Origin of the sequence: Gordonia sp. X0973 (assembly GCF_013348785.1) — a bacterium.
Taxonomy (GTDB): domain Bacteria; phylum Actinomycetota; class Actinomycetes; order Mycobacteriales; family Mycobacteriaceae; genus Gordonia.
The window spans coordinates 675,616-688,118 of sequence record NZ_CP054691.1 but is presented as its reverse complement, the minus strand read 5'-3'; the positions used below and the strand labels follow the sequence as shown (position 1 = coordinate 688,118).

Annotated in this window: 12 protein-coding genes and 1 pseudogene; 6 read left to right on the top strand and 7 right to left on the bottom strand. The window is 69.3% G+C overall.

Features of this window, described 5'->3' with window-relative positions:
• Positions 1-4 precede the first annotated feature (4 nt).
• Entirely contained in the window at positions 5-634 is a 630-nt protein-coding gene (locus HUN08_RS18320) for a hypothetical protein (RefSeq protein ID WP_301546859.1), read from the top strand.
• A 59-nt stretch (positions 635-693) separates the two neighbouring features.
• Here HUN08_RS18320 and HUN08_RS18505 read toward each other — a convergent pair.
• Positions 694-975: pseudogene (locus tag HUN08_RS18505) on the bottom strand (hypothetical protein); the annotation flags it as partial.
• A 387-nt stretch (positions 976-1,362) separates the two neighbouring features.
• Here HUN08_RS18505 and HUN08_RS03360 point away from each other — a divergent pair.
• Entirely contained in the window at positions 1,363-2,268 is a 906-nt protein-coding gene (locus HUN08_RS03360; protein ID WP_124248618.1) for an alpha/beta fold hydrolase, read from the top strand.
• Between the two features lies 1 nt (position 2,269).
• On the opposite strand, the gene HUN08_RS03355 is transcribed toward HUN08_RS03360, so the two are convergent.
• The 4 genes from HUN08_RS03355 to HUN08_RS03340 form a co-directional block, all read right to left on the bottom strand.
• Positions 2,270-3,214: a CopD family protein gene (locus tag HUN08_RS03355; RefSeq protein WP_124248619.1), complete on the bottom strand. Its 945-nt coding sequence runs from the start codon at positions 3,212-3,214 to the stop codon at positions 2,270-2,272.
• The gene (locus tag HUN08_RS03350; RefSeq protein ID WP_124248620.1) at positions 3,192-3,707 is read right to left on the bottom strand and encodes a copper resistance CopC family protein; all 516 of its coding nucleotides are present in this window, start codon (positions 3,705-3,707) and stop codon (positions 3,192-3,194) included. Before HUN08_RS03350 ends, HUN08_RS03355 begins: the two co-directional genes overlap by 23 nt.
• Positions 3,700-4,335 (bottom strand): DUF1775 domain-containing protein, encoded by a 636-nt coding sequence (locus HUN08_RS03345; protein WP_124248621.1) that lies wholly within the window; start codon positions 4,333-4,335, stop codon positions 3,700-3,702. The genes HUN08_RS03350 and HUN08_RS03345 overlap by 8 nt, the downstream gene beginning before the upstream one ends.
• An 86-nt stretch (positions 4,336-4,421) precedes the next feature.
• Positions 4,422-4,955, bottom strand: a complete 534-nt coding sequence (locus HUN08_RS03340) for a hypothetical protein (RefSeq protein ID WP_124248622.1) — start codon at positions 4,953-4,955, stop codon at positions 4,422-4,424.
• Between the two features lie 50 nt (positions 4,956-5,005).
• On the opposite strand from HUN08_RS03340, the gene HUN08_RS03335 reads away from it, so the two are divergent.
• Positions 5,006-7,003 (top strand): NAD(+) synthase, encoded by a 1,998-nt coding sequence (locus HUN08_RS03335; protein WP_124248623.1) that lies wholly within the window; start codon positions 5,006-5,008, stop codon positions 7,001-7,003.
• Here the strand turns inward: HUN08_RS03335 and HUN08_RS03330 are convergent, their stop codons facing one another.
• On the bottom strand, positions 7,004-7,792 hold the full coding sequence (locus tag HUN08_RS03330; protein ID WP_124248624.1) for a hypothetical protein: 789 nt from the start codon (positions 7,790-7,792) through the stop codon (positions 7,004-7,006).
• Complete coding sequence (locus HUN08_RS03325) at positions 7,789-9,540, bottom strand: serine/threonine-protein kinase (RefSeq protein ID WP_124248625.1); 1,752 nt, start codon at positions 9,538-9,540, stop codon at positions 7,789-7,791. The genes HUN08_RS03330 and HUN08_RS03325 overlap by 4 nt, the downstream gene beginning before the upstream one ends.
• A 68-nt stretch (positions 9,541-9,608) precedes the next feature.
• On the opposite strand from HUN08_RS03325, the gene HUN08_RS03320 reads away from it, so the two are divergent.
• The 3 genes from HUN08_RS03320 (at position 9,609) to dusB (ending at position 12,421) form a co-directional block, all read left to right on the top strand.
• On the top strand, positions 9,609-10,139 hold the full coding sequence (locus HUN08_RS03320; RefSeq protein ID WP_124248626.1) for a nuclear transport factor 2 family protein: 531 nt from the start codon (positions 9,609-9,611) through the stop codon (positions 10,137-10,139).
• A gap of 135 nt (positions 10,140-10,274) precedes the next feature.
• Positions 10,275-11,276, top strand: coding sequence for an acyl-ACP desaturase (locus tag HUN08_RS03315; protein WP_124248627.1), 1,002 nt, complete (start codon positions 10,275-10,277; stop codon positions 11,274-11,276).
• Positions 11,273-12,421: a tRNA dihydrouridine synthase DusB gene (gene dusB, locus HUN08_RS03310; protein ID WP_124248628.1), complete on the top strand. Its 1,149-nt coding sequence runs from the start codon at positions 11,273-11,275 to the stop codon at positions 12,419-12,421. Before HUN08_RS03315 ends, dusB begins: the two co-directional genes overlap by 4 nt.
• The last annotated feature ends 82 nt before the right edge of the window (positions 12,422-12,503 follow it).

The following is a 12,503-nucleotide window of genomic DNA, read 5'->3' as shown; positions in this document are numbered from 1 at the left end:
GCGGATGGCAGCAGGAACCGAATTGGCGGCGTGGGCTCCCCTGATCGGTAGCACCGTAATCGCGCTGGCCACCCTGGCCACGCTGTACTTCACTGTGCGCCAGAGCAACAAGTCACTTCGTCTAGCAGCTGAGCAGCACGCCGAGACGTTGGAAAAGGCAGACCAGCGCGAATGGATCCACTGGAAGCGCACCAAGATCGCCGAATACTGCGAGCAAATCCTGACGAGCGGATTTGAGGCTTCGTCGCAGCTCAACTCGGCACACGTATGGTCGGTGGAAGCCGAGCCATTCCATCGGTCGTTCTGGGAAGTGAGCGGCCACATGGCGCAGATTCCGAGGGCGCGATCCAACCTGAGGATCGTCGTGGGCGATGCCTTGGACGACTATGTGCAGAGCGTCCAAGATTCCCTGTCCTACGCGCTTCAGGCGGCGGTTTCAGAACGCCAGTTCCGCTCAGGCGGGCAGCTTGACAGATATGACGAACGGGAGGGCTTCCATCGGATGCAGCTAGCCACCAGTGATGTTGTGCGGGCGATGAATGCTCTGTCGACCGCTGGGCGCGCTCTGATGGAGTCCTCCGACCCTGCTACCGAAGACTCACGACCTTCTGGGCCGGAGCCTGAAGACACCTGAGGTCGAGTAAGCGGCGCGGCCTTGCCGCCTTCGTTCTCAGAGATGTAGTCGGCGTAGACGTTGAGCGTCGTGACGAATGAGCCGTGCCCGAGCATCTTGCTGACCGCCATGTAATGCTCGCCCGCAGTCAGGCTATTCACCGCAAACGAGTGGCGAAGATCGTGCCACCGCGAAGCCGGTAGACCGAGCGCAGCCAAGGCGGGTTGGAGGTATGTGTCAGCCACGTTGTCTGTGTTGATCGGGTCGGCCCACTTGTAGGTCGCGGCGATCTCTTCGTCAGAGAGTTTGGCGTCCTTGTTGCTGATGGTGACGCCTGCGGCCTTCGCCTCGGTCCGCGTCATCCTGCCAGGGAATAGCGGCGCTGTGGGGTCCATGCGGCGCGGGTGCGCAGCCAGGTACGTACGCAGGTCGTCGGTGAGCCATCCGTCCATCGGTACCGTGCGCGTCGAGCGCACTGACTTAGGCGTGCCCGTCTCCACTTACCGCCGACACCGCGCCCATTGCGCCGCACGACTTGGGAATCATCACATCGCCGATCTGGAGGCCGCGCAGCTCGCCCGCTCTCAGACCGGTGTACGCACTGAACGTCACGGCCAGGGCGTAGATCGGGTGACGCTGCACCTCAGCGATGTACTCGGCTACCGCCGCGATCTGTGCTCCTCACCGGGAACCGAGCCGCAGAACCGTCTTGCACCTCGACCGGGGTGAGCTGTGCCATGCTCTAGAACGTGTTCGAGATCGACCGCCCGAAGCTTGAGGGCTCCGTCGCCGTGGGCGACGGCCGCCGGTTGGGATTCGCCCAGTTCGGCAAGCTGACCGCGCGCCCCTACTTCTGGCTGCACGGCACCCCCGGCGCGCGGCGTCAGATCCCACCCGAGGCGCGCGAGATCGCCGTCGACCACGGCCTGTGCATCATCGGACTCGACCGCCCTGGCGTCGGCTCATCGACGGCGTACCGCTACGAGAACGTCCTCGAATTCACCGGCGACCTGCTGACCGTCGCCGATTCCTTGGACATCGACGAGTTCGGCGTGATCGGCCTCTCCGGCGGCGGCCCGTACAGCCTCGCCACCGCCTACGCCGCACCCGACCGGGTCAAAGTCGTCGGAGTGATGGGCGGCGTCGCCCCGACGGTCGGCCCCGAGGCGATCGGCGGCGGCGCGGTGGAGATCGCGAAACTGACCGCTCCACTCCTGAAGGTGGCGGGCGCACCGATCGGCAAGGTGCTGAGTTCACTCCTGTCCATCGCCCGCCCGGTGGCCGAGCCCGCGATCGACCTCTACGGCCGCCTGTCCCCCAAGGGCGACCGCGAACTCCTCGCCCGCCCGGAGTTCCGCGCCATGTTCCTCGACGACCTGCTGCACGGCGGTTCGCGTCGCATGGACGCACCCTTCGCCGATGCGATCGTCTTCGCCAAGGACTGGGGTTTCCGCGTCGCCGACATCACCACACCGGTCCGCTGGTGGCACGGCGACAAGGACCACATCATCCCGTACGCACACGGCCAGCACATGGTCTCCCTGCTGCCCGACGCCGAGCTGTTCGAAATGCCCGAGGAGTCGCACCTCGGCGGCCTCGGCTTCGCCCAACAGATCCTCGAAGTCCTCAACGCCGCCTGGGACGAGCAGAAGTAACTCAGCCCTGCGGCGCGGTTCCGGCGAGCCCGGCGGCCAACCCGACGGCCACCGCCATCAGCGCGATCTCGAGGGCCGCTCGCCGCAACGACTCGTCGACGGTGGAGCGGTGCCCGGCCGCGCGCGGCACCCATCGTCGACGATGAACCGCGGCCACGAAGAGAAGCGCGAGCAACACGACCGTCTTGGCGAGTACGACTCGCCCGTAGCCGCTGCGCCACACCGCCGAGAACCCTTGGGCGCCAAACAGATCCATATTCATCACTGCAGCGATCACCCCGCTGGCCGCCAATGCCACCACCGCCCACAACGCCCATGACGAGAAGCGCGGCAGGGCCTGCGCCCATCCGGCACGGCCGCGAACGGTCAGGGCCAGCGCGGCCAGCGCGCCGCACCACCACGCGGCCGCGACCGCATGGACGCCGACGACGACCGGACCGAGCTCATGCTGCCCGGAATGCCCGGCAACGGCCACGGCGACGACGCCGATCCCGGCCATCCCGGCGACGACCCCCGGATGGATCGACAACCGGCCGGTCACCTCGCCGATCGCCCACGCCGCGACGGCCAGCGCGCACGCCGTCGCGATGAGCTGACTCGGCCGTCCCGACCACGCGTCGGCGAACTCGTGCACCGAGATGCGCAGCGGCGATCTCCCCGCCTGCTCCCCGGCCGACAACCACACACCGGCGACGCCGGCCACCAGCCACACGGCGGCGATTCCCCCGATCAACCGCGCCGACGGCTCGACGCCGAGGAAGGGCAGGGAACCGAATCCGACGAGCAGGACCCCGGCCCCCAGCGCGACCCCGTCGGGCCACACCGACGACAACGGACCGGCCGAACCCGCGACGACGACGGCGAGGCCCACCCCGAGGAGCAGCCCCGCCGTCGCGCACACCCCGGCGATCAGCCCGGCGCGGCTAGCGTCGACGCTTGGCGCCACCGGCCCCGCCTCGCGTGAACCACGCCAGGGCACCGACCGCGGCCAGCAGGATCACCCCGACGCCCACCAGGAAGGGCCACACCGGGATCCCGCCGGAGGACTCGCCGGCCGCCGCGCCGGGGGTACCGTGCCCGGCGACGGTGAGCCGGAACGTCCGCTTGCCGCTGACCGGATGCCCGTCGGCCGAGGTCACCCGATAGTTGACCTCGTATACCCCGACCGGCCCGAGTTCGCGCAGCGGGATGCGCAGCACGGGCCCCTCGACGAAGGGATCGCCCGCCTGCCAGAAATGCTGGTCGGGCCCGACGACACTCGCCGAGGCGAACTTGTCCTGAATCGGCTCGTTGAAGGTGATCGAGACGGACGGCTGCGAATGATCGATCGCCGCACCGTCGGCCGGGTTCGACGAGACGACGCGCGAATGCGCCGACGCCGGTCCGGCCCCCAGGACGAGGGCCGCGACCGCCGCGAGCAGGACGAGGAGCTTACGCATCGGATTCCTTTTTCACGGTGCCATTATCGCGGCGCCCGCGCAGACCCGCGGCACCGACGACGATTCCGACCGCTCCGGCCAGCAACCCGAGGCCGCCGAGCCAGCGGGCCGTCGTGTCCGACGGGGCGGCCGCGACCGGGGCCGGGCTGATCGTCGGCGACGGGTGTTCGGGCTCATCGGCTCCCGGCGCCTGGTTCTGGTCCCACTTGACGACCTTCCCGTCGCCGTAGACCTGGGTGGCCGGAAGCGCGACCGTGCCGGTGAACGGACCGCCGGCGACGTTGAACTCCGAGAACTGGCCGACCGGGATGCCCGGCGTGCCCGGGTCGGCGGTCCACCCGATCGCGGTGACCTCACCCTGCGGATTCTTGGTCACATGTGTCGTCCACCCCGACTTGCCCTCCGGGAAGAGGTGTTTGACCGCGGGGAAGCTCACCGTGAGCGCGGTGGTCGCGGCGGTGTCGGATTCGTTGGGCACGACGAAGGTGACGACGCCGAAGCCCTCCGACCCCATGCCGGAGGTGCGGGCGGTGACGTGGGCCTCGGCGGCACCGGCCCCGACGATCGGGCCCAGCACCAGGCCGAGTGCCGCGGTGGCGGCCAATGCGCGTGCAGAAATGGTCTTCATTGTTGTTCTCCAAACGAGGTAGCGGCGCCACCCGAGTGGGGCGCCGAGGAATCCACCTGCCGCGGCTGCGACGGGCGGTGTGGTGACTACGTCGTGGAGAACGGGGGTGCGCGGGATCCGCCACCGGCCCGGAGGGTGACCGCGCGCGGACGCCACGCGGTCGTGACGGCGGCGCGACGACCGCCGACCGGGAGCACCGGCGCGGTGGTCAACGACTCGACGACCGAGCTGACCAGTGCGTACAGATGCGCGACGAGCACCAACAGAACGGCGCTGAGCGGGATGGCGGCACTGTGCCACGCCGCCATCGGGCCGACTGCGCCGAGATCCGCGACGCCGTGCCCGGTATCACCGACGGAAGCGGCGAAGTGGCCGAGGACCTGTCCGACGACCAGGAGTGCGGCGACCGAGGCCACCGAGGGCCGACGGTCGCGCTGTCGCGTCCCGGCCTGCGCGCCGAGCATCCCGGCCAGCACGGCGCCGAGTGCGACACAGATCAGGATTCCCGCCGCGCCGGGCAGCTCGCCGTGGGCGATACCGTGCGCGGACAGTGCCAGGACCGGCACCGCCACGCCGACGCCGATCCGCAACGCGGGCAGACCGGGATGCGCGGCGGACATGCGAACCAGCATCGCACACGGGTGTCCGGCCGCCCGACTACGCTTGGCCCGTGGCCTCCAAACGCACTGCGAAGACCAGGGAATCGGTGTCCGACTACGGCTATGCCCGGGTCAGCGCCGCGGTGCCCGTCGTCGCCCTGGCCGACCCCGCGACCAACGCCGCGCGCACCATCGAGTTGATGACCGCCGCCGCCCACGACGGCGCCGCGGTGATCGCCTTCCCCGAACTCGGCCTGACCGGGTACAGCGTCGACGACCTCGTCCAGCAGGATGCGCTACTCGACGCGGCCCTGACCGCCCTGGACGCCGTCCGCGCCGCCACCGCGGGCCTGTCCGCCCTCGTCTGCGTCGGCGTACCGTTGCGCATCGGCGACGGGCTCTACAACACGGCCGCGGTCCTGCACGACGGCGCCATCGTGGGCGTCGTCCCCAAGTCGTATCTGCCGAACTACCGCGAGTTCTATGAACAGCGCCTCTTCGCCGCGGCGCGCGACGCCCCCCTCGACGAGGCGACGGTGCTCGGACAGACCGTGCCCTTCGGCCCGGACCTCCTCTTCGAGGCCGCCGACCTCCCCGGCCTGGTGCTCCACGTCGAGGTGTGCGAGGACGGGTGGGTGCCGATCCCACCGTCGACCTGGGCCGCCCTCGGCGGTGCGACCGTGCTGGTCAACCTGTCCGGCTCGCCGGTCACCGTCGGCAAGGAGGCCTACCGCCGCGAGCTCTCGACCTCGCATTCGGCGCGCAACGTCGCCGCACACGTCTACGTCGCCTCGGGTTTCGGCGAGTCGACCACCGACCTCGCCTGGGACGGGGATGCGCTCATCACCGAGAACGGCACGCTGCTGGCGCGCACCACACCGTTCGAGACGGTCGCGCAGACCATCACCGCCGACATCGACCTCGACCGGCTTCGCCAGGAGCGGGCCCGGATGATCAGTCTGCGCGACCAGGTCGGCGACTACGCGGAGCTGCTGCGCGATCTGCGCCGGATTCCGGTCACCCTTGGCCGGCGCTCGGACGAGGGCCGGTTGCGCCGCCTCGTCCCGCCCTTCCCGTTCGTCCCGCCACCCGGCCCCGATCTCGACGAGCGTTGTCGCGAAGTCGGCCACATCCAGGTGCAGGGGCTCACCCAGCGACTCCGGTCGACCGGCATCAACCGGGTCGTCATCGGCATCTCCGGCGGTCTGGACTCGACGTTGGCCCTGCTGGTGGCGGTCGACGCATTCGACCGGCTGGGCCTGCCGCGCAGCGACATCCTCGCTTACACCATGCCCGGCTTCGCCACCGGCGACGCGACGCTCAACCGGGCGCACGAACTCATGGCGTCGCTGGGGGTCTCCGGTGCCGAGATCGACATCCGCCCGGCCTGCAAGCAGATGCTGTCCGACCTCGACCACCCGGTGGCGCGCGGCGAGGAGCACTACGACGTCACCTTCGAGAACGTGCAGGCCGGTCAGCGCACCTCACTGCTGTTCCGCCTCGCCAACGAGCACAACGCCCTCGTCCTGGGCACCGGCGACCTCTCCGAGCTGGCGCTCGGCTGGTGCACCTACGGCGTCGGCGACCAGATGTCGCACTACAACGTCAACGGATCGGTGCCGAAGACCCTGGTCCGGCACCTGATCGGGTGGGCCGCCGAGACCGAGCAGCACGACGAAAAGACGGTCGCGGTGCTGCACGAGGTCCTGGCCGACGTCATCTCCCCCGAACTCGTCCCCCCCGGCGAGGACGGCGCGATCCAGAGCACCGAAGACGCCGTCGGCCCCTACGAGCTGCACGACTTCTTCCTCTACTACGTGACCCGGTACGGCTTCCGGCCCCGCAAGGTCGCCTATCTGGCCCGGCAGGCGTGGTCGGAGAATTACGACGACGAGACGATCAACCACTGGCTGCGCGTCTTCCTCAAGCGGTTCATGGCCAACCAGTTCAAGCGCACCGCCATGCCCAACGGGCCGAAGGTCGGGTCCGGCGGCTCGCTGTCACCCCGCGGCGACTGGCGCTCCCCGTCGGATGCGTCGGCGACACCCTGGCTCGACGACCTGCGATAGCTAGACCGGCAGCTGGTTCGCCATCTCGATCAATCCGGCCTTCGTCTTCGAGTCCTGCCGGGTGATGCCCACGACGATCAGCGAGAGTTTGGGATCGTCGAATTTGAGATAACCCTCGCCGCGACTGGCGAGGTAGAACCCGGAACCGTGGTTCCACCGGAATGCCTCGGCGTTGGAGATGACGTCGCTGAGGTATCCGTCGACCGCGTCCTTCGAGTAGAACCACATCGAATGCAGTCCCCACTTCATCTGCGATCCGCAGATCAGGCGGTAGCGCATACCCACCGCGCCGGCCCCGGCCTCCGACGGCCCCAACTCGTTGCGCCCGGGCCGGATCTGCCAATTGCAGTGCAGTTTCTCCCAGGGACCGTCGGTACGCGGCGCGGCCGGCAGCAGCTTCGGAAGCAGGTTGACCAGCGGCGCGCCCTCGCCCCACCCCTCGCCCGCCTCGACGGTGATCGGCTGACTCATCGTCGACGGCACCCCGTGGTCCTGCGCCTGCACCCGGTAGACGTGCTTGCCCTTGGTCACGGTGGCATCGGTGCCGCGCGGCTCGGCTCCGGCGTAGACGACCTGGTCGTCCCGAAGCAGTAGGTACCGGTCCGACCCCGGCACCGGCTGCCACGCCACGTCGACGTGGCCGACCTTGACCGAGGCACTCAGCCCGGTCGGAGCTTTCGGCGCCCTGCCCGTCGGCGAGATCATCCGCACGACGACGAACCCGATCGCGGCCGCCACCACGACCGCGACCGCCAGCGCTCCCCAGCGCACCGCCGCCGTGCGCTTCACATCGGCATCCGTTTCGCCAACCGCACCGCTTCGTCGGAGGTTCCCCGGTCCAGGCAGACGTCGACGAACGTCAACGCCCGCTTGCCCGGCCCGAAGTCGATGCCCGCGCACTGCGTGTCGTTCACGGTGTGCCGGTAGACGGTGCCCTTGTTGCCCTGCGCGGAGACGAACGGCCGGCCGACGGTGTGGAATCCGAAGGCCACCTGCTGTGCCGCGGCCCGCTCTTTCGGGTCGTTGGGATAGCCGGCGATGGCGAAGGAGAATTGCACCTTGCGCTTGCCGTCCTCCTTCGCACAGGTCAGGGTCTGCTGCGACGAGCTGTCGAAGTAGACCGACGCGTTGGCATAGCAGCCCACCCCGTCGTACCCGTTGGTGCTCAACGGCGACGCCGGCACGAGGTCGGGGTAGAGATCGGCGATCCACTGCACCTGCCGCCAACCGGCGCGGACGGTGGTCGGCGTCGACTTCAGCGAGAACCGCGAGGGCGAGGCATCCGCGCTGCGGGCGGAGACCGAGTACTGGTACACCCCGGGCAGCGGCAGCGGGTCCTTGATGCTGGTCGCCGGGCCCGCGTAGACCTCGACGTCGTCGCGTTTGACGACATACTCGGTCGCCCCTGCGACGGGTTGCCAGGCGACCTCGACGTCGTAGGGCGTCACGGTGGCGTCGGGCCGATCCGGTGCCGCCAGCGTCTGCGCCGAGGTCCGAAGAGCCCCGACCGACGCGCCGAGCAGCACCGCGCACACCAAGGCGGCGACCACCGCGACCCCCCGCCGTCCGTTGCCGATCGGCGAAGCTCCCGCTCGCGGACCGAGAAGCGCCGACGGCGATCCGGCCGGCGGCAACGCAACCGGAGGCGACGCGATCGGCAGCAGCGTTGCCGCGCCGGAATCCGTGCGCAGGGCCGCGAGCAAGGCCTGCGCGAACTGTCCGGCACCGGCGAATCGTCGCGCCGGGTCCTTCGCCATCCCGGTCGCGATCACCGCGTCGACCGCGGCGGGCACCGCGGGGTTCCCCGCCGACGCCGAGGGCACCTCGGCGAACAGGTGGGCCGCCATGACGCCGCTGAGGCTGTCCGCCGGGTAGGGCGGGGTGCCGGTCAGCAACTCGAAGGTCGTCGCGGCGAGCGAATAGACGTCGCTGCGGGCGTCGACGCGCGCGCCGTTGATCTGCTCCGGCGAGGCGTACCGCATCGTCCCGACGGTCAGCCCGGTCCCGGTGAGGCCGACGCCGTCCTCCACGGCACGGGCGATGCCGAAGTCGCCGAGCTTGACCGCGCCGATCGAATTCGGCCCACCCGCTCCGGGTGTCCCGGTGTCCTGGCGGGTGATCAGGATGTTCGCCGGCTTCACGTCGCGGTGGGTCAGCCCGTGCCGGTGGGCCTCGTCGAGACCCGCGGCCACCCCGCTGACGACCGCGGCCACCTCGTCGAATGTCAGGCCGCCGGGCCGTTCGGCGAGGATCTTGGCGAGATCGGTGCCCGGCACCCATTCCATGGCGATCCACAACGCGTCGTCGATGGCACCGCGGTCGTAGACGCGCACGATGTTGGGGTGGGTCAGCGGCGCGATGAGGTCGGCCTCGCGCTCGAAACGGAGGCGCACCGTGTCGTCGGCGAGGTGATCGGGGCGCAGCACTTTCACGGCGTCGGTCCGCGGCAGCCGCGGATGCTGGGCCCGGTACACCTCGCCCATTCCACCGACGCCCAGGATGCCGACCACGCGGTATCCCGCGATGTCGTCGCCCACCTTGAACACGGAATCCCCCCGTCGGAATTTATCCCCGGAAGTCTAGTTGGTCTCGTTAGGATTCATCGATGTCACCGATCACCCCCGACCCAGCACGATTCACCGCCGACGAACTCGACCGCGCCTTCGCGGGCTTCCAGGCCACCGTCGCCGAGGTCGCACAGACCCACGACTGGGACAAGTGGGCCGACCAGTTCACCGTCGACGCCGACTACGTCGAGCACGCGATGGGGACGATGAAGGGGCGCGAGGAGATCCGCGTCTGGATCAACAAGACCATGCACTCCTTCCCCGGCAGCCACATGACCGGCTACCCGTCGCTCTGGCATGTCATCGACCCGGCGACGTCGCGGGTGATCTGCGAGGTCGACAACCCGATGCGCGATCCCGGCGACGGCACGATCATCACCGCCACCAACATCACGATCCTCACCTACGCGGGGGACGGCCTGTGGAGCCGCGAGGAGGACGTGTACAACCCGATGCTGTTCGTCCAAGCCGCCGCGAAGTGGTGCCGCAAGGCCGCTGAACTGGGCACCATCGACGATGCCGCCCAGCAATGGATGGACACCGTCGGGAAGATGTTCGAGCGCCCCTGACGCGGCGGGGACCCCGGACCGCGCGCGTCGCAGCGACTTGGGTCGTCGGGGGTAGTGCCGTAGGCTGGAAGCTGAATACCTTGTCCGGGCCCCGCTGCTCGGCTGTACCCCACATCCATTCGGAGGTCCCAGAACATGGCACGCGCACTCACGCAGCTCGAGCTCCTCACCGAACTGGCCCCGGTCGCCGAGGACAACGTCAACCGCCACCTCAAGCAGGCCCGTGACTGGAACCCCCACGACTACGTCCCGTGGGATGAGGGCCAGAACTACGCGGCGCTCGGCGGCACCGACTACGACCCCGAGCAGTCGCAGCTCGACGAGGTCGCCAAGGCCGCGATGATCACCAACCTCCTCACCGAGGACAACCTGCCCTCGTACCACCGCGTCATCGCCGACAACTTCTCGATGGACTCGGCGTGGGGCCACTGGGTCGGTCGCTGGACGGCCGAGGAGAACCGCCACGGCATCGTGATGCGCGACTACCTCGTCGTCACCCGCGGCGTGGACCCGGTCGCCCTCGAAGAGGCGCGCATGATCCACATGACCAACGGTTACGACCCGGTGCTCGTCGCCGCCGACCGCATGGAGGATCTGCAGAACGAGTACGGCGACCTCGACGAGGTCGGCCTGCTGCACTCCGTCGCGTACGTGACCTTCCAGGAGCTGGCCACCCGCGTCAGCCACCGCAACACCGGTAAGGCCTGCAACGACCCGATCGCCGACCGCATGCTCCAGCGCATCGCCGCCGACGAGAACCTGCACATGGTCTTCTACCGCAACATCTGCGGCGCCGGCATGGACCTCTCGCCGGACCAGACGCTGCGCGCGGTCACCGACATCGTCACCAACTTCCAGATGCCCGGCGCCGGTATGCCCAACTTCCGCCGCCACGGCGTGCTGATGGCCAAGCACGGCATCTACGACCTGCGCCAGCACCTGGACGAGGTCGTCATGCCGGTGCTGCGCAAGTGGGACGTCTTCGGCCGCACCGATTTCGGTCCCGAGGGCGAGAAGACCCGTGACGAGCTGGCCGCCTTCCTCGATCAGTTGGACAAGGACGCGACCCGCTTCGAGGAGATGCGCGACCGCTCCCTGGCCCGCGAGGCCGCCAAGCGCGAGAAGCAGGCGTCCTGACCGCCAGCACGACCCAGAACACCCTCCTGCGGATCGGCCCATACCGGGTCGATCCGCCGGTGGTTTTGGCCCCGATGGCCGGCGTCACCAACCGGGCGTACCGGCGGCTGTGCCGCGAATTCGGCAGTTCGTCGGCCATCTACGTCTGCGAGATGATCACCGCCCGCGCGATCGTCGAGCGCAACGAGAAGACGATGGCCATGATGGCCTTCGACGACGACGAGTCGCCGCGGTCCATGCAGCTCTACGGCGTGGATCCGAAGAACCTCGGCGAGGCCGTCCGGATCGTCGCCGGCGAGGGCTGGGCCGACCACATCGATCTGAACCTCGGCTGCCCGGTGCCGAAGGTGACCAAACTCGGCGGCGGGGCGGCGTTGCCCTATAAGCGCGGCCTGCTGCGCAGCATCGTCACCGAGATGGTCGACGCCGCGCAGCCGTACGGCGTGCCGGTCACCGTCAAGTTCCGCAAGGGCATCGACGACGACCACCTGACCTTCCTCGACACCGGCCGCATCGCGCAGGAGGCGGGGTGCGCGGCAGTCGCACTCCACGCCCGCACCGCGTCGCAGCGCTATTCCGGACAGGCCGATTGGGACGCGATCGCCGAGCTGAAAGAGGCTGTGACGCAGATCCCAGTACTCGGGAACGGCGACATTTTCAGCGCGGACGACGCGGTGGCCATGATGGCGCAGACCGGGTGCGACGGCGTCGTCGTCGGTCGAGGTTGTCTCGGCCGACCGTGGCTGTTCGCCGAGCTGTCCGCCGCGCTGCGGGGCGAAGAAATCCCGACGCCGCCGACGCTCGGCGAGGTGGGCGAGATCATGCGGCGCCACGCAGTCCTGCTCGCCGAGCACCACGGCGAGGATCGCGGCCTGCGTGACCTGCGCAAACACATGGCCTGGTACCTGATGGGATTCCCGGTGGGCGGAGACCTGCGGCGCAGCTTCGCCGCCGTCTCCACCGTGGCCGAGGTCGACGCCCTCGTCGCCCAGCTCGATCCCGACGTGCCATTCCCGGCCGATGCAGGCGGTCCGCGCGGCCGACAGGGCTCACCGGGAAAGGTGTCGCTGCCCTACGGCTGGCTCGACGACCCGGAGGACACCGCCGTCCCGCGCGCCGCCGATGTGATGCACTCGGGCGGCTAAGCACCGACGTCTCTCAGGTAACGCCGGTACCATCTACCACTGACGTGCGCCCAAAACGCGCTCCCCGACACGAAGGAAGACC